At 67.0% G+C, this 15,779-nt stretch carries 18 protein-coding genes; 9 read left to right on the top strand and 9 right to left on the bottom strand.

The window, feature by feature from the left end; translation table 11 throughout:
- Nucleotides 1-11: 11 nt before the first annotated feature.
- The 3 genes from KVS69_RS10130 to KVS69_RS10120 form a co-directional block, all read right to left on the bottom strand.
- Nucleotides 12-767, bottom strand: coding sequence for an SDR family oxidoreductase (locus KVS69_RS10130; RefSeq protein ID WP_217537961.1), 756 nt, complete (start codon nucleotides 765-767; stop codon nucleotides 12-14).
- A gap of 128 nt (nucleotides 768-895) precedes the next feature.
- Nucleotides 896-1,930, bottom strand: coding sequence for a LysR family transcriptional regulator (locus tag KVS69_RS10125; protein WP_217537960.1), 1,035 nt, complete (start codon nucleotides 1,928-1,930; stop codon nucleotides 896-898).
- Entirely contained in the window at nucleotides 1,921-2,184 is a 264-nt protein-coding gene (locus KVS69_RS10120; protein ID WP_184125856.1) for an RNA polymerase subunit sigma-24, read from the bottom strand. The genes KVS69_RS10125 and KVS69_RS10120 overlap by 10 nt, the downstream gene beginning before the upstream one ends.
- Before the next feature lie 137 nt (nucleotides 2,185-2,321).
- Here KVS69_RS10120 and KVS69_RS10115 point away from each other — a divergent pair, with 137 nt between their 5' ends.
- Both KVS69_RS10115 and KVS69_RS10110 read left to right on the top strand, forming a co-directional pair.
- A complete protein-coding gene (locus KVS69_RS10115; protein ID WP_217537959.1) occupies nucleotides 2,322-3,209 on the top strand; it encodes an RNA polymerase sigma-70 factor in 888 nt (295 codons plus the stop codon).
- Between the two features lie 76 nt (nucleotides 3,210-3,285).
- Nucleotides 3,286-3,921: a DNA-3-methyladenine glycosylase gene (locus KVS69_RS10110; protein WP_217537993.1), complete on the top strand. Its 636-nt coding sequence runs from the start codon at nucleotides 3,286-3,288 to the stop codon at nucleotides 3,919-3,921.
- A gap of 17 nt (nucleotides 3,922-3,938) precedes the next feature.
- Here KVS69_RS10110 and KVS69_RS10105 read toward each other — a convergent pair whose 3' ends face one another.
- Nucleotides 3,939-4,457 (bottom strand): M23 family metallopeptidase, encoded by a 519-nt coding sequence (locus KVS69_RS10105; protein WP_254622123.1) that lies wholly within the window; start codon nucleotides 4,455-4,457, stop codon nucleotides 3,939-3,941.
- Between the two features lie 176 nt (nucleotides 4,458-4,633).
- Nucleotides 4,634-5,572, bottom strand: coding sequence for a DUF1254 domain-containing protein (locus tag KVS69_RS10100; protein WP_345776801.1), 939 nt, complete (start codon nucleotides 5,570-5,572; stop codon nucleotides 4,634-4,636).
- A 401-nt stretch (nucleotides 5,573-5,973) separates the two neighbouring features.
- Between KVS69_RS10100 and KVS69_RS10095 the strand changes: the two genes are divergently transcribed.
- The 3 genes from KVS69_RS10095 to KVS69_RS10085 all read left to right on the top strand — a co-directional run bounded on the left by KVS69_RS10095 (nucleotide 5,974) and on the right by KVS69_RS10085 (nucleotide 7,817).
- Nucleotides 5,974-6,360, top strand: coding sequence for a response regulator (locus KVS69_RS10095; RefSeq protein ID WP_217537956.1), 387 nt, complete (start codon nucleotides 5,974-5,976; stop codon nucleotides 6,358-6,360).
- Nucleotides 6,361-6,426: 66 nt separating this feature from the next.
- Complete coding sequence (locus KVS69_RS10090) at nucleotides 6,427-7,032, top strand: TetR/AcrR family transcriptional regulator (protein ID WP_217537955.1); 606 nt, start codon at nucleotides 6,427-6,429, stop codon at nucleotides 7,030-7,032.
- 101 nt (nucleotides 7,033-7,133) lie between these two features.
- Nucleotides 7,134-7,817: a type 1 glutamine amidotransferase domain-containing protein gene (locus tag KVS69_RS10085; RefSeq protein WP_217537954.1), complete on the top strand. Its 684-nt coding sequence runs from the start codon at nucleotides 7,134-7,136 to the stop codon at nucleotides 7,815-7,817.
- A gap of 44 nt (nucleotides 7,818-7,861) precedes the next feature.
- Here the strand turns inward: KVS69_RS10085 and arsN2 are convergent, their stop codons facing one another.
- From arsN2 to arsH, 3 genes are read right to left on the bottom strand one after another with little or no spacing between them, the layout of a single operon-like run.
- Nucleotides 7,862-8,287, bottom strand: coding sequence for an arsenic resistance N-acetyltransferase ArsN2 (gene arsN2, locus KVS69_RS10080; RefSeq protein ID WP_217537953.1), 426 nt, complete (start codon nucleotides 8,285-8,287; stop codon nucleotides 7,862-7,864).
- A gap of 46 nt (nucleotides 8,288-8,333) precedes the next feature.
- The gene (arsC, locus tag KVS69_RS10075) at nucleotides 8,334-8,753 is read right to left on the bottom strand and encodes an arsenate reductase (glutaredoxin) (protein WP_217537952.1); all 420 of its coding nucleotides are present in this window, start codon (nucleotides 8,751-8,753) and stop codon (nucleotides 8,334-8,336) included.
- Nucleotides 8,750-9,487 (bottom strand): arsenical resistance protein ArsH, encoded by a 738-nt coding sequence (arsH, locus tag KVS69_RS10070; protein WP_217537951.1) that lies wholly within the window; start codon nucleotides 9,485-9,487, stop codon nucleotides 8,750-8,752. The genes arsC and arsH overlap by 4 nt, the downstream gene beginning before the upstream one ends.
- Before the next feature lie 38 nt (nucleotides 9,488-9,525).
- On the opposite strand from arsH, the gene KVS69_RS10065 reads away from it, so the two are divergent.
- Together KVS69_RS10065 and arsB are read left to right on the top strand one after the other, a co-directional pair.
- The gene (locus tag KVS69_RS10065) at nucleotides 9,526-9,840 is read left to right on the top strand and encodes a metalloregulator ArsR/SmtB family transcription factor (RefSeq protein ID WP_217537950.1); all 315 of its coding nucleotides are present in this window, start codon (nucleotides 9,526-9,528) and stop codon (nucleotides 9,838-9,840) included.
- A 15-nt stretch (nucleotides 9,841-9,855) separates the two neighbouring features.
- Nucleotides 9,856-10,917, top strand: coding sequence for an ACR3 family arsenite efflux transporter (arsB, locus tag KVS69_RS10060; protein WP_254622118.1), 1,062 nt, complete (start codon nucleotides 9,856-9,858; stop codon nucleotides 10,915-10,917).
- Nucleotides 10,918-10,944: 27 nt separating this feature from the next.
- On the opposite strand, the gene KVS69_RS10055 is transcribed toward arsB, so the two are convergent.
- On the bottom strand, nucleotides 10,945-11,838 hold the full coding sequence (locus tag KVS69_RS10055) for a LysR family transcriptional regulator (protein WP_217537948.1): 894 nt from the start codon (nucleotides 11,836-11,838) through the stop codon (nucleotides 10,945-10,947).
- A 158-nt stretch (nucleotides 11,839-11,996) separates the two neighbouring features.
- Here KVS69_RS10055 and KVS69_RS10050 point away from each other — a divergent pair, with 158 nt between their 5' ends.
- Together KVS69_RS10050 and KVS69_RS10045 are read left to right on the top strand one after the other, a co-directional pair.
- On the top strand, nucleotides 11,997-12,650 hold the full coding sequence (locus KVS69_RS10050; RefSeq protein WP_217537947.1) for an isochorismatase family protein: 654 nt from the start codon (nucleotides 11,997-11,999) through the stop codon (nucleotides 12,648-12,650).
- A gap of 69 nt (nucleotides 12,651-12,719) precedes the next feature.
- Nucleotides 12,720-15,758, top strand: a complete 3,039-nt coding sequence (locus tag KVS69_RS10045; protein ID WP_217537946.1) for a sensor histidine kinase — start codon at nucleotides 12,720-12,722, stop codon at nucleotides 15,756-15,758.
- The last annotated feature ends 21 nt before the right edge of the window (nucleotides 15,759-15,779 follow it).

Raw genomic sequence — 15,779 nt, 5'->3', positions numbered from 1 at the left:
CGGACGGGCAATCAGTTGCTGCGTACCAACCCGGACTGCTGCAGCCAGGCATCGAAGCCCTGCCGGCCCAGCCACGCCTGGCCGACCGGCACCAGCGTGTCGTTCTGCAGTTGCGCACCGAAGTACGGTGCCTGTGCGTCGCCCACCACCTGGCGGGGATCGTGGGTACGGTCGAGGAAGCGCTGTGCCAGTTCGTCCATCGGTGCGCGCTCGGGGCCGGCGATCTCCACCACCCCGTTGACGGCAGGCTGCAGCGCGATGCGCGCCACTGCGTCGGCCACGTCGTCCGCCGAAATCGGCTGCACCAGCGCGGTGGGCAGGCGCAGCGCTTCACCGGCGGACTGGAGGATGCCCGGCAGGAATTCGAAGAACTGGGTGGAATGGATGATGGTGTAGGCGATGCCCGCCTCGCGGATCAACCTCTCCTGCGCGATCTTGCCGCGGAAGTAGCCACTGGCCGCCAGCTTGTCGGTGCCCACCACGGAGAGGGCCACGTGATGGCGTACGCCGGCCTTGGCTTCGGCGGCCAGGATGTTGCGCCCGGCGGTCTGGAAGAAGGCCAGCACCGCCGCGTCTTCGAACGACGGCGAGTTGGCCAGGTCGATGACCACGTCGGTGCCGGCCATGGCCGCCTCCAGGCCGTCGCCGCTGATGATGTCGATGCCGGTGGACGGTGCGGCGATGACGATGTCATGGCCGCCCGCGCGCAGGCGGTCGACCACCTTGCTGCCAATGCGGCCGGTGCCGCCGATGACCAGGATCTTCATGTTCTTGCTCCAGAAGGGGAAGGAGGAACCCCGGTGGCCGGGGCATGTGACGATGCTAGGCAGGCCGCTGCGGCGGCAGTAGGTCCGCACGCGGACGCGCACTGTTGCCTGTCAGGCACCAATGGCGTTCATTGCCACGCGCCGGCATCGACGTCGCGCGCCGGTGCACTGGCCTGCTGCACGCTTTCCCAATGGGTCACCACGTCCAGGTCGAGTGCACGCACCTCGCTGGTGATGAAATCGATGAACGCGCGGATGCGCTTGGGCAGCTGGCGTCGGCTGAGATAGCACAGGTAGTGCCCGCGGTCGTCGGCGGCGTACTGGTCCAGGCAGCTGACCGCCAACCCGTCATCCAGCGCAGCGCGCACCTGGTAGTTCGGCAGCTGCGCCAGGCCCTGTCCCTGCAGGACCGCCTGCAGCGCCAGGTCGGCGTCGTTGAACACCAGCGCCGACGCCGGTTCCACGCTCAGTGGCCGGCCGTCCACACGAAACTCCCAAGGCTGCAGCCGCCCGTTGGCCTGGCGCTGGCTGATGCAGGCATGCGCGGCCAGCTCGCCCACGGTGGCCGGCAGGCCGTGCCGCACCACGTAGTCCGGTGCGGCGCAGACCAGCAGCTGCATCGGGATCAGGTGTTTTGCGATGACCTCGCTGTCTTCCAGCACGCCGTCGCGGAACGCCACATCGATCCGGTCGGCGGCCAGGTCCAGCGGACGCTCTTCCAGCTGCAGTTCGAGCGTGACTTCGGGGAAGTGGGCCCGGAATGCAGACAGCAGCGGCGCGATCACCTTGCGCCCGAACCCATGCGTGGCACTCACCCGCAGGTGCCCCCGTGGCGGCCCGTCACGCAGGTCGCGCATTTCCTCCAGCGCCTGCAGGATGCGGTCGACACCGGGGCGGCAGCCGTCGTGGAACAGCTCGCCTTCGCGGGTGAGCGAGGTCGACCGGGTGGTGCGCAGGAACAGGCGCACGCCCAGCTGCCCCTCCAGTTTCTGCACGCTGCGGCTGACCGCCGAGCGGCCGATGCCGAGCCGGTCGGCCGCGCGCGAGAAGCTGCCCTCGTGGGCCACGGCAATGAACGCCATCACCCCGGCGTAGCTGGCCGAAAAGCCGGTGGTGAGCGGGTCGACACCGTCGTCTACGGTGGCCGGATCAGTCAGGGACATGCGGGCGGCGCTCCAAGATGGCGCGCATGTGCGCGCAGGCAGGCGTGGGCCGCTTCCAGCCTTTGCCTGCATTCAGCAGCAGGCAACCCCAGCAACGGCATGAGCTCCTCGATGGACGCACCGGCCACGTCATGCAGCAACAGCAGCAGGCGGGCGTCGGCAGGCAGCGCCTCCAGCGCAGACAGGAACGTGGTCCAGACCTGGTCGGCGGGGCGTGGCAGGCCTGCGGCGTCGGCGGTGGATAGGGTGCTCATGCAAGGCAGACGGACCAGCGCGATGCCCTGTGACAGCCCCCGTCTGTTGAATTGGTGCGCAGCGCTCAACACCGTGGGTCGACAATGTGCTGCTTACGGCACTGTCCCTGCGGCGCGCGCTCGTGTTGAATGCCGCCATGGATACTTCCCTCGACCGTTTCACCCAGCTGCGCCCCCGCGTGCTTGGCGTGGCCTATCGCATGCTGGGCTCCATGGCCGAAGCCGAAGATGTCGCGCAGGAGGTGTGGCTGCGCTGGAACGGCACCGACCGCGACGCCATCGAGAACGCCGAAGCCTGGCTGGTCGCCACCACCACCCGCATCGCCATCGACGAGCTGCGCATGGCGCGCCGCAGCCGCGAGCACTATGTGGGCATCTGGCTGCCCGAGCCGGTACTGACCGACGATGCCAGCACGCCTGAGCGCCTGCACGAAGCGGCCAGCGATCTCTCCGTTGCCTTCCTTGCGGTCCTGGAACGGCTGGCGCCGGAAGCACGCGCCGCCTTTTTGCTGCACGATGTGTTCGACCGTGACTATCCCGAGATCGCCCGCATCCTCGGCAAGAGCGAAGCAGCCTGCCGGCAGATCGTGCACCGCGCGCGCGCCCGCCTGCGCGAGGAGCGCCCGCTGCACGCGGTGCCGCACCGCACCCACCAGCAACTGCTGCAGGCGTTCACCGAGGCGCTGGACAAGGGCGACCTGAAGTCGATGATCGCGCTGATGGACACGTCGGCGCAGCTGATCGGCGACGGCGGCGGTGTCGTCAGCAGCTTCCCCAGGCCGATGCTTGGCGGTGCGCGCATCGCCCGGCTCCTGTTCGCGCCCACGCTGCGGCGGCGGGCCGAATTGCGCATGGTCCCGGCCTTCGTCAACGGACGGATGGGGCTGCTGCGCTACTTCGGCGAGCACCTGGATTCGGCGATGTCATTCGATACCGATGGCGAACGCATCACCCAAGTCCTGGTGCAGCGCAATCCGAACAAGCTGGCGCGGATCGCGTCCCAGCAGGCGGCGCCGCTGCAGTGAGACAGGCCGTTGCACGGCTTGATGCCACCACCACCGGCGCCGGTGCATGGTGGAGGTCGCCCTGCTGGAGCCTGCCATGCCCGTAACCGACGCCGTACCTGCCCTGTTGCCTCCGTCGCGCTGGCGCACGTTGCCGCGCCGCTTCTACCGCCGACACCCCACCGAGGTCGCGCCCGAGCTGCTCAACAAACTGCTGGTGCGCGACGATGGCCGTGCAGGCCGGATCGTTGAAGTGGAAGCCTATGCGGGCGATCAGGATCCGGCTGCACACTCCTTCCGGGGCATGACCGCGCGCACGGCCAGCATGTTCGGCGAATGCGGCCACCTGTATGTCTACTTCACCTATGGCATGCACTGGGGCAGCAACGCGGTGTGCGGTGAGGTGGGCCAGGGCTGGGGCGTGCTCCTGCGGGCGTTGGAACCGGTGCACGGTCTGGCCCTTATTCGGAACGCGCGGCCCGCGATCCGCCGCGACCACGAGCTTGCCAGCGGCCCGGGGCGGCTGTCGCAGGCGATGGGCATCAACAAGGCATTGGATGGCGCGGATCTGGTCAGGAACGATCGAGGCATCCGCATCGTGTCGGACGGCATGCCCCCACCGGACGATCCGGTGGCTGGGCCGCGGATCGGCATCAGCCGCGCCGTGGAGTTCCCATGGCGCTGGCATGTGCGCGGGCATGCGCACGTGTCCGGCCGGCGGTCGAAGGCGTAACGACCAACGGTCGTTACCTACCGGGGTAGCGCACGACCGTTGGTCGTGCGGTGCGCCTTCAGCAGCGGCAGCGGATCGTAGGCGCCATCGGCACCGTAGATCCCCCAGTGCAGGTGCGGCGGCGTACCGGCCGCATTGCCACTGTCACCGACGTAGCCCAGCACGGTGCCTTCGCTGACCACCTCGCCCTCGGCCAGCCCCTCGCGCCAGTCCTCGAGATGCGCGTAGTAGTAGCGCTCGCGCGCCGGTCCAATGACCCATACCTGGCGCCCGCCCAGCCCGCTGTCGCGCACCGCGACCACCACGCCTGGCGCCGCGCTGCGTACCGGCGTGCCGCGCTTGGCGAAGATGTCCACGCCGGCATGGGTGCGGTCGCGTCCGCGCGGCGCGCCGAACGTATCGGCGATGCGCCGGGCCGCAACCCCGTCCACCGGGACCGGCAACGTCGTCGGCGCGGGCATGCGCGACAGCTCCCACATCGCGCGTGGCGCCTTGAGCCACTCGCCATTCCACAGGGTCAGCAGCACCAGGCCCAGCAGCAGCGGAAACACCAGCCAGCCCAGCCAGCGGCGTAGTGCGAACGCTCGCGAGCGCGGCGGGTTGTCTGCTGCCACACTGGCTTCATGATCGGAACGGGTCGACGGATTCATGCGCACAGCATCGCAGGTGCCGCGTACACGGCACCTGTACGGAGGGGCCGCGGCCGGCTGCGCTATTGCACCGGCACGGCGTCAGGGAAGGTCCAGCGCCCTTCCAGGATCTCCGCACGGGGCCGGTACAGCCGCACCATGTAGTTCCAGCCGGCCATGGTGGGCAGGCAGTTGGGCACCTGGCCATCGCAGCCACCGAACTGGATGTCGATCGAGCCGTCGGCGCTCTTCTTCGCGGTGAGGTTGTTGAGTGTGTAGGCGTTCTGCGGGTTTTTTTCGTAGTACCCGTCGGCGTTGTACAGGCTCACCGACCAGAACCCGTCCACGGGCACATCGGCCACGTGCAGCCGGTACACGGTGCTGCCATCGTTCCGGGCCGGCACCACGTTGAGGTACATCGCGTCCTTGTCAGGGTTGCCGCCCCAGGCCGAGGCGGCACCGATCACGCGGCGCACCGGGTCGACCGTGTCGCGGGTGCCGAACATGTGCCGGGTGTCCGGCAGCGTGGATGCCAGCGTCAGCAGCGCGGCGCGCACCTTGTCCTGGCTCACCGTGTCCCACTTCGGTACCTCGAAGCTGCCCGGCGCGGCCTGCTGGACCTTGATCGCATCCTGCAGCGCGTGCACCTTTGCGACGTCATCCGGGCTGGATGGATCCACCAGCGTTCGAAGGGCGACCACCACGTAGCGGGTGCCGTCCTTGCCACGGCTGAGCGTGTAGTCGCCGGGCGTGTAGTTGACCTGGGTGGTGTACTGGTCCTCGTCGATGACCTGCATGGACATGAAGCGATCACCCGCATCGGGGAGCGTGATCGTGACCGGGCCGGCATCGAGGTCGAACACCGCGCTGGAGTACAGCGTGTCGCGATTCAAACGGACCACGGTCTGGCTGTCGATCGATGCCGGTTCGCGATGATGGAACAGCTTGCCCAGTCCCTGCTCCTTCACCAGCGCGCCGAGATAGCGATCGGATTCGGCGCGCACGAAGCTGTCGGCGGTCACCGGCACGCTTCCGGGTTCTGGCGCGCGGTTGGGCTCTGCGGGCGGCGGTGCGGGTGGCGCCGTTGATGAAGCAGGCGCCGGTGGCGCACTGGCTGCATCTGCGGCGGGCGCGTCCGGCTCCCGTCGGCAGGCGGATATGGCCACCGCGAAGGCGAGGGCGACCAACGGGAGGGCGAAGTGGGACTTGCGCGTAACGTCGTGATTCACGGCGGGATCTCCAACGCGGAAAGCTGGAGCGTAGCAATGGCCCCGCGCGCCAAAAACCGTACTTCTACTGCGGTTCGGCCCGCATTGCCCGCAGCAGGGTCGACCGCTGCGATGAAGACCGCGACTAGAGGACTTTCCGCCGCGTTGACACCTGAAGGTAGACCTTAGGCGTATCTACCGTTCCTGCGCACTTCATGAGCACCCTGGCGTCATCACGTACAAACAAGGTCATCCTGGTGGTCGAGGATGAAATCGAGCTGTCGAGACTCTTCATTGAAGTACTCAGTGGCGCGGGCTACACGGTCGTTCCGGCCTACTCGGTGACCGATGCCCTGTTCGCCATTGCCGACCAGCCGTTCGACGCGGCGATCCTGGACGTTGAGCTGCGCGACGGCGCCGTGTTCCCGGTCGCTGATCGCCTTGCGCGCCTGGGCACACCGTATCTGTTTGCGTCCGCCGTGTACCTGCAGGCGGTGCCCGCTGCACACAAGGCGGTGCCGTTCATCGCCAAGCCGTTCGAGATAGACGACCTGCTGTCCCACGTGGAGCGTGCGTTGGGCTGCAGCCGGAAGGCCAGCTAGCTTGGCCGCCGGCCGACCGTGCCGCGACACTAGACGACCGGTCTAATCCAGAGTACAGTGCGGTCCATGAGCCCGACCGCAGTCACTGAAAGCACCGACGTCCGCGACAGGATCCTGTCCACCGGCCAGCGCATCATGGGCGGCAAGGGGTTCTCGGCGGTGGGCTTGAATGAAGTGTTGAGTGCCGCGGGCGTACCGAAAGGTTCGTTCTACCACTACTTCGCGTCCAAGGAAGCCTTCGGCGACGCCCTGCTTGACGACTACTTCGCGGCCTATCTGGCCGACATGGACCGTACCTTTGCCCAGCCCGGGAAGAACCGCGCGCAGCAGTTGGAGGCGTATTTCGCCGCCTGGAAGGACAACCAGTCGTTCGAGGATTGCCAGGGCAAGTGCCTGGCGGTGAAACTCGGCGCCGAAGTGGCAGACCTGTCCCACAGCATGCGCACAACGCTGCAGCGGGGCACCGCCGGCATCATCGAGCGGCTGGCGCATGTAATTGAAGCGGGCGCCGCCGAGGGCTCGCTTGCCTTCACCGGCAAACCCGACACAGTGGCGCAGAGCCTCTACGCGCTGTGGTTGGGGGCGAGCTTGATGGTGAAAATCGTGCGCGATACCCAGCCCTTCGACACCGCGTGGCGGACCACGCAACAGATTCTCCACCCTTCGGCCTGACCCCAGGCCGAAGGTACTTCACGCCCTGTGGGCGTTTTTTCACGCCGGCATTCTAGACGACCGGTCTACTGTAATCCTCCATCTACCAGGAACCGTTCCCCATGAAGGTATTGATCGTCCTCACCTCCCACGACGCGCTTGGCAACACCGGTCGCAAGACCGGCTTCTGGCTCGAAGAACTTGCCGCGCCCTACTACGCGTTCCAGGACGCGGGCGCCACCATCACCCTGGCCTCGCCCAACGGCGGGCAGCCGCCGCTGGATCCAAAGAGCAACGAGCCCGACTTCCAGACCGACCTCACCCGTCGCTTCGAGGCCGATGCGGCGGCGACCGCACAACTGGCCAACACCGTTCGCCTGGACAGCGTTTCGCAGGCCGACTTCGACACCGTGTTCTATCCCGGTGGCCACGGGCCGCTTTGGGACCTGGCCGAAGACAGCCGGTCCATCGCGCTGATCGAATCGTTCATCGCCGCCGAAAAGCCGGTCGCGCTGGTCTGCCACGCCCCGGGCGTGCTTCGCCACGTCAAGGCCGCCAACGGCAAGCCGCTGGTGCAGGGCCGGAAGGTCACCGGTTTCACCAACAGCGAGGAAGCCGGCGTCGGCCTGACCGACGTAGTGCCCTTCCTGGTCGAAGACACGCTCAAGGCGCTGGGCGGCGACTACTCGAAGGGGCCGGACTGGGGCTCTTACGTGGTCAGCGATGGCCTGCTGATCACCGGCCAGAACCCCGCGTCGTCCGCTGAAACCGCCGCCGTGCTGCTGAAGCGGCTGGCGGCGAAGTAAGCGCGGCCTGCGACCATCGCCCGCCGTGCGGCGGGCGATGCGTATCAGATCCGCTTGCGCATGACCGCGCAGGTGGCCGGGCACAGGCCGGAGAACTGCTTGGTTTCCCGAATCGAAACGGGGACATCGTCCCGTCCAACGTGGGCAAAGCCGCAGCGCTCGAACAGGGTGCTGGAAGAGACCGTAAGCAGATAAAGCTCCTCCACGCCCACGCGGCGGGCAAGCTCCTCCGCCTTGCCCACCAGCACCTCACCCTGGCCGCGGCCTCGAAACGCGGGGCTGACCGCGAGCGACCTCAGCAGTCCGACATCGTGGTACGGCTCGATCGCGATGACCCCGCACAGCATTTCGTCTTCCCACATACCGCAGAACGTGGTGGACACCGGGTCGAGGTCTTCGGTGGGCAACCCGACGCGTTGAAGCAACGCAATGACCTCTGCGTTCAATGCCATCTGCTTGAAGGACAACATGTTCTCGGCTCCAACAGGGCTGACCCTGGCTGCACTACGGCGGTGATCAGTAAACCCGCTTGCCGTCCTGATCGATCACCACCTCACCGTCTTCCTTGGCGAAGGGCGCGGTGACGGTCGGAAGAATTTCCAGGACGACCTCGGAAGGCCGACACAGGCGCGTTCCCAGATCGGTCTGCACCCACGGCCGTTCGATCAGGATCGGGTTGTCCATCAGCGCATCCAGCAATGCGTCATCGCTGAGCGCAATGTCGTCCAGCCCCAATTCCAGGTAGCGCTTCTCTTTCTTGCGGATGGCGCCGCGTACGTTAACGCCGGCGGCATTGATCAGTTCGACCAGGCGCGCACGGCTTGGCGGATCAACCAGGTACTCGATCACCTCAGGTTCGATCCCCGCATGCCGGATCAACGCCAGCGTGTTGCGCGAGGTGCCGCATTTCGGGTTGTGGTAGATGACGGCCTTCATGTGCCCTCCTCATCAAGAACGGTTTCGACGACGCCGGCAGCAGCAGCCAGGCTCGCAGCTTCCACTGCCCCCTTTCGCTCACTGTAGCGCTCTACCAGGTAGTCACTGCGGCCGCGAACCAGCAGGGTGAATTTGACCAGTTCTTCCATCACATCCACAACGCGGTCGTAGTACGCCGACGGCTTCATCCGCCCCTGCTCATCGAACTCCTGCCAGGCCTTGGGGACCGACGACTGATTTGGAATCGTCACCATCCGCATCCAGCGACCCAGTACGCGCAGCGCGTTGACCACATTGAAGGATTGCGAGCCACCGTTCACCTGCATCACCGCCAGCGTGCGTCCCTGGGTGGGCCGCACGCTGCCTTCCTCCAGCGGCAACCAGTCGATCTGGTTCTTGAACACCGCCGTCAGCGTGCCGTGCCGTTCCGGGCTGATCCACACGTGGCCTTCGGACCAGAGCGAGGCCTGCCGCAGTTCCTGCACTTTGGGATGCGTGGCGGGCACCGAGTCGAGCATCGGCAGCGCGTGCGGATCGAACAGCCGCGTCTCAGCCCCGAGGTGTTCGAGCAGGCGCTGCGCCTCCAAGGCCAACTTGCGACTGAACGACTGGGGCCGCAGCGAGCCATAGAGGATCAGGATGCGCGGACGATGCGCCAGCACGGTCCCTGCGTCCAACCGGGCGGCCATGGGAGTACCCAGCGCACCCGGAACCAGGTTGGGGAGGTCGGTCATGGTTTGTCCCGCGACATAATTTCGACTATTCTAGAATTATGGAACATAAGCACGCAACCCGGGCCCTTGGTGCCCTGAGCCATGCCACCCGCCTGTCCATCTACCGTCTCCTGGTACAGGCCGGTACGGGCGGCAAACCGGCGGGCGATATCGCCCAGGCACTCAACCTGCCTGGCGCGACGCTGTCCTTCCACTTGAAGGCACTGTCAGCCGCCAAGCTGATTACCGCCGAACACCTGGGCCGGTCCATCTGCTATCGGGCGAACTTCACTGCGATGAACGCCTTGGTCGGCTACCTCACCGAGAACTGCTGCGCTGACGACACGCCGTCCGAGCGGCCTGGCTGCTGCTGAGTTCCTTCCATGCGCATGAAGACCTCCCGCCTGTCCTTCCTCGATCGATATCTGACGCTGTGGATATTCTCCGCGATGGCGGTGGGCGTGGGCCTGGGTGCACTGTTCCACGACGTTCCCACCGCGCTGAACCGCCTGTCGATCGGCACGACCAACGTGCCGATTGCCATCGGCCTGATCCTGATGATGTACCCGCCGCTGGCCAAGGTGAAGTACGAGGCGCTGCCAGAGGTGTTTGCCGACAAACGGGTGCTGGCGCTCTCGCTGCTGCAGAACTGGATCGTGGGGCCGTGCCTCATGTTCGGCCTGGCGGTGCTGTTCCTGCGCGATTCCCCCGAGTACATGACCGGGCTTATCCTGATCGGGCTGGCGCGCTGCATTGCCATGGTGCTGGTGTGGAACCAGCTTGCACGCGGCGACAACCAGTACGTGGCCGGGCTGGTGGCCTTCAACTCGATCTTCCAGATCCTGTTTTTCAGCGTGTACGCCTGGTTCTTCCTTACCTGGCTGCCACCGATGTTCGGCCTGCAGGGAAGCGTGGTCAACGTCAGCATGTGGACCATCGCCGAAGCGGTGCTGATCTACCTGGGCGTTCCATTCCTCGCCGGCTACCTCACCCGTCGCTGGCTGCGAGCCGCCAGGGGTGAGCGCTGGTACGAAGAGCGCTTCCTGCCGGCGATCAGCCCGATCACGCTTGTCGCACTGCTGCTCACCATCGTGGCGATGTTCAGCCTGAAGGGCGCCGACGTGCTGCGCCTTCCGTTCGATGCGGTGCGCATCGCCATTCCGCTCACGCTCTATTTCATCATCCAGTTCGGCCTCAGCTTCTTCATGGGGCGGCTCATCGCCAGGGATTATCCGCGTACCACGGCCATAGCCTTCACTGCCGCCGGCAACAACTTTGAACTGGCCATCGCCGTTGCCATCGCCGCCTTCGGGCTTGCCTCCCCGGTGGCCTTTGCCGCCGTCATCGGACCACTGGTCGAAGTACCCGTGCTGGTGCTGCTGGTCCGCGTGGCGTTGGGGCTGGGCGGGCGCTTCTTTCCCGCCGAGCACGCGATCAAACAGCGTAGATGATGGCCCCGACGCGGCCAGCCTGAGGCACTACCTCGAATGCTTCACTGGCAGAGGCGCCAGATCGAAACACGCGATCAGCAGCTCGGTGAGCGCCCGCACCTTCAATGACGGGTGCTGGCCCGGCGGCCTGACGACATAGATGCCGGCCGGCGGTGGCGGATGGCGCGGCATGACCGGCACCAGCGCACCCGCATCCAGGTGCTCACGGGTGATGCCATCGGGCAGCCACGCGATGCCGAGGCCGGCCAGGGCGGCGGCAAGCAGCGCGGTACCGTTGTCGGCCTTGAAGCGACCACGCGGATGCACCGTCACCACGCTGTCGCCGTCCATGAACTGCCACGCTTCGGTGCCCTGCATCAGCGCCTCGTGGTCGGCCAGCTGGTCCGGCGACTGCGGGGAGCCGTTCGCGGTTACATAGCCCGGGCTGGCGACCAGGCCGCCGTGGAGCGGCCCGACGCAGCGCGCGATCAGGTTGGAATCCTGCAGATACCCCACGCGGATCGCACAGTCATAGCCTTCTCCCACCAGATCGACGAAGCGATCGCTGTAGGTAGCATGCACGTGCAGCTGGGGATGTCGCCGTGCCAGGTCCGCGAAGACCGGTGCGAAGTGGGTGGGACCAAAAGTCAGCGGCGCTGCAACGCGCAGCCGCCCGCGCAGGTCGCCACTTGGCAGGATGGCATCGCGCGCCGCATCGATCTCGGCGCAGGCCTTGGCCGCGTGGATACGGAACGTGGCACCGGCCTCGGTCAGCGATGCACCGCGCGTGGTCCGCGCCAGCAGTTGCACGCCCAGCTCGCCTTCGAGGCGCCCAAGCCGTCGGCTGACGATCGACTTGGCCACGCCGAGTCGACGCGCCGCCGGTGACACGCCACCGGCGCTGGCCACTTCCACGAATGTCCGCAGGTCTTCGATATCCACGCCGTTCCTCCCGGGTTCGCCCACCAGCCTGACACAGCAATGGCCCAACGCGCGTTCCACTTTCCGCGACACAGCTTGGCACGGAACGCGGCTACCGCCTCACGGAGGGGAATGACAAGGTTTGGGCTTGTTCTGCCCCACCCACACAGGATGCATCCATGACCTTCCGCAATGGCCTCGACTCGCTGCTTCGCCCCGAAGATTCCGTCCTCGTGCTCATCGACCACCAGCCCTACCAGCTGGCCAACCTCAACAGCCACGACCCGCATGCCGTGGTGAACAGTGCCACGGCCCTGGCCAAGACCGCCAAGGCTTACCGCGTTCCCACCATCCTCACCAGCGTGATCGCCGAACGCGGCGGGCTGATCTTCCCGCACATCACCGATGTGTTTCCAGACCAGCAGGTCATCGACCGCACCCTGATCAACACCTGGCAGCACAAGGCGGTGGTGGATGCGGTCAAGGCCACCGGCCGCAAGCAGCTGATCATCGCCGGTCTGTGGACCGAGATCTGCGTGGCGATGCCGGTCATCCAGGCGCTCGGCGAGGGCTGGGATGTCACCGTCATTACGGATGCATGTGGCGCGGTGTCGGTGGAAGCGCACCAGGTTGCCATCCAGCGCATGATCGCCGCCGGCGCCAACGTGATGACCTGGATGGCCCTGGCTGGCGAATGGCAGCGCGACTGGGCACGGCTGGATCACGTGGCCGAAGTGACCGAGGTATTCAAGCAGCACGCCGCCGGCAGTGGCATCGCCTACCTGTGGGAGCAGCAGCTGCTCAACACGCCGGTGCCGCCCAGCGGCGGGTGATAAGCTCCGGCGCGTCCCGCTGCGGTCGTCACCGCAGCGGGCCCCTGCCCCGGCCCCGTAGTTCACCGCATGCCCCTGTTGTCTTCGTTCCCCGGCCAAGCCATGCGTGCGCTGCTGCTGGTTGTTCTTTTCACCCTGTCTCCGCCGGGTCTTGCGCAACAGTATCCGTCGCCTGGTACCGGGTTTACCGGCTACCACCACACCGCGTGGCGGGCCGGCCAGGGCGCACCGGGCGATATCTGGGATATCCAGCAGGACCCCAACGGCACGCTGTGGCTGGCGACAGGCTCCGGGCTGTACAGCTTCGATGGGCACCGGTACGTACGCCAGCAGACGAACGCCGGTGCTGCGCAGCCCTCGCTCAACCTGGTGACCCTGCGGGGCGACAGGAGCGGTGGCCTGTGGTTGGGGTATTACCACGCCGGCATCGCCCATCTGGGCAGCGACGGCACCCTGCGCTCTTACCAGCGAAATGAAGGGGTGCCGCCGGGCGTGGTGTCGGGGTTTGCATACGACAGCAACGGCGTGCTCTGGGCAGCGGTTGACGAAGGCCTGCGCCGGTTCAACGGCACGCGCTGGGAAAAACCGCCCGCATCCATGGGCCTGCCCGAGCGCCACGCGCACTGGCTGCTCAACGATTCCCGGGGCCGGTTCTGGGCGCTGGTCGGCCAGAAGGTGTGGTTCATTCCCAAGGGCGGCGCTGCGTTCGTCACCACCGGCATCGAGGTCTCCTTGATGGCGACGCTGGCCGAAAGCCCGTCGGGCGAGATCTGGCTGGCCGACCGGCGCCGCGGTGCGGTGCCCATCGCCGATGCCAACGGCCTGCTCCCGGCCGCTGAACGGCAGGCCCGCCTGCTTCCGGACGTGCTGGCCAGCCGCCTGCATTTCACCTCGGACGGCGCCATGTGGGCGCCCATGCGCGGGGGCGGCGGCATCCTGCGGGTGCTGTTCGACGGCAAGCACGCGGTGCGCATGGAGCGCTTCGATGTTCCGCAGGGGCTGACCTCCACCTCGGCCGTGCCGGTCTTCGAGGATCGCGAGGGCAACGTGTGGGTAGGTACCAACCTCGGCCTCAACCGCTTCCGCGCGCAGAGCGTCCGCACTCTCACGGAAGGGCCCAACGATCCTTACCGCATCCTGGCGAGGAATGCGGGCGGCGCGCTGTTCGGGTATGGCGAAGACATGGTGCCGTATGACCTCGACCGCCACGGCCTTGGCCTGGATCGGGCCGGTCTGCAGCGCGCGGCATTGAGGGACACCCGCCCGCTGTGGCAGTTCGAATGGACCAGCCTCGCCCGGCGCATGGGAACGGCGCTGGAGGTAGTGCAGTTCCCCGGCACTGCACGCGGCCTGCAACCGCAGGCACTGCATTTTCCGGGCGCCGAAGAGGCCTGGGCCTGCGTGGGCGAGAACCGCGTCGTGCATTACCTGCGCGGCTCCTGGACGGAGGACGCGCGCATCACCCTGCCCGGCTGCACCGTCATTGCACCGGGCAGCGCGCAGGGCCTGCTGTTCGGCTATGCGAGCGGGGAGCTGGTGCTGCGCGACGCGACCGGGGTGCACCGCATCGGCTCGACCCGGGGCCTCGACGCAGGCCCGGTCACCGCCGTGCTTGCGCATGAGCACCTGCTGCTGGTTGCCGGCGAGAAGGGCTTCAGCATCAGCAGCAACGGAGGTACGTTCAGCGCGGTAACCGCCGACATTCCCGGCGTGCTGGAAGGCATTACCGGCATCGTCATCGACCCGGACCAGCAGGTGTGGTTGAACGGCGGGCGCGGCCTGGTGCGCCTGGATCTTGCCGATGCGATCAACAGCGCGCGCACCGGAAACGCGGTTTCGCCGAGGCTGTTCGATGACGTCGATGGCATGCCCGGTATCGCGCTGCAGAGCGGCCCGATTCCCACCGCGCAACTTTCGAAGGATGGACTGCTGTGGCTTGCAACCAACCAGGGCCTGGCGTGGCTGGATACCACCCGCCTCCACCGCACGCGCGCCGCCCCCAGCGCGCGCATCGGCGATGTGCATTTCGGTGATGAAACCCTGCCCCTGCGCGACGGCACCGTGGTTCCCGCGGGCATCACCCAGCTGCAGATCGACTTCGTCGCCCAGTCGCTGGCCCGCCCGGAACGCAACCGCTACCGGTACCGGCTTTCCGGCGTGGACTCCGGCTGGCGCGACGCCGGCAGCGCCACCACGGCGTACTACACCAACCTTGGACCGGGCAGCTACACGTTCGAGGTGCTGGCTGCCAACGAAGACGGCGTATGGGGGAGCGCCCCAACCACGCGTGCCTTCCGGATCGAGCCGCTGCTGACGCAGACGTTCTGGTTCCGCGGGCTGTTGTTGATCGCGCTGGTGGTGCTGGTCGCTGCGGCCGCGCGCGTGCGGGGCCGCCACATCACCGCCCTGGTCAAAGCGCGCTACGAAGAGCGGCTGGAGGAACGTGAGCGCATTGCCCGTGACCTGCACGACACCCTGCTGCAGGGCGGACAGGGCCTGTTGTTGCGGCTGCACGCGATCAGCGCCATGCCTTCCCTTCCGGACGAGGCGCAGGCGCGGCTTGAATCGGCCATGCAGGCTGCGGAAGACAGTCTCCGGGAAGGCCGCGAACGCGTCGCTTCGCTGCGCAGTGACACCGGCGCCGGGCTCGATCTCGCTGCGGCGCTCACCCATGTCTACAACGAAGAGACGAACCCGGCGGGCACGCGGTTGCGGGTGGTGGTCTCGGGCGAAGCGCCGCGCCTGAACGACGCCGCCGCCGAAGAAGTGTTCCTGATCGGCCGCGAGGCAATCCGCAATGCGTTGGCGCATTCGGCCGCCACGGACATTGACATTGAGCTGAGTTTCGGCCACACCTTCTGCCTGCGAGTACGCGACAACGGCCGGGGCATGGTGGAGGGCACCGTGAAGCAGGGGCGCTGGGGCGTGCAGGGAATGCACGAGCGCTCAGCGCGCCTGGGCGGCACCCTGCGCATCTGGTCCAGGCCAGCACGAGGCACCGACGTTGCGCTGTCAGTGCCGGGTGTGCGTCTGTATGCACGTCAGCAGGCCGTTGCGCCGAAACGGTGGCATGCTTTCTTGAGGAGAGGGCGGGCGCGTCAGGGCTGAGGGACTGGAATTCCCTTGGCC

The sequence above is a fragment of the Stenotrophomonas sp. GbtcB23 genome (assembly GCF_019091045.1).
GTDB lineage: Bacteria > Pseudomonadota > Gammaproteobacteria > Xanthomonadales > Xanthomonadaceae > Stenotrophomonas > Stenotrophomonas rhizophila_A.
Note: the sequence above shows the minus strand (reverse complement) of the source record. Positions and strands in the feature narration are given on the sequence as shown.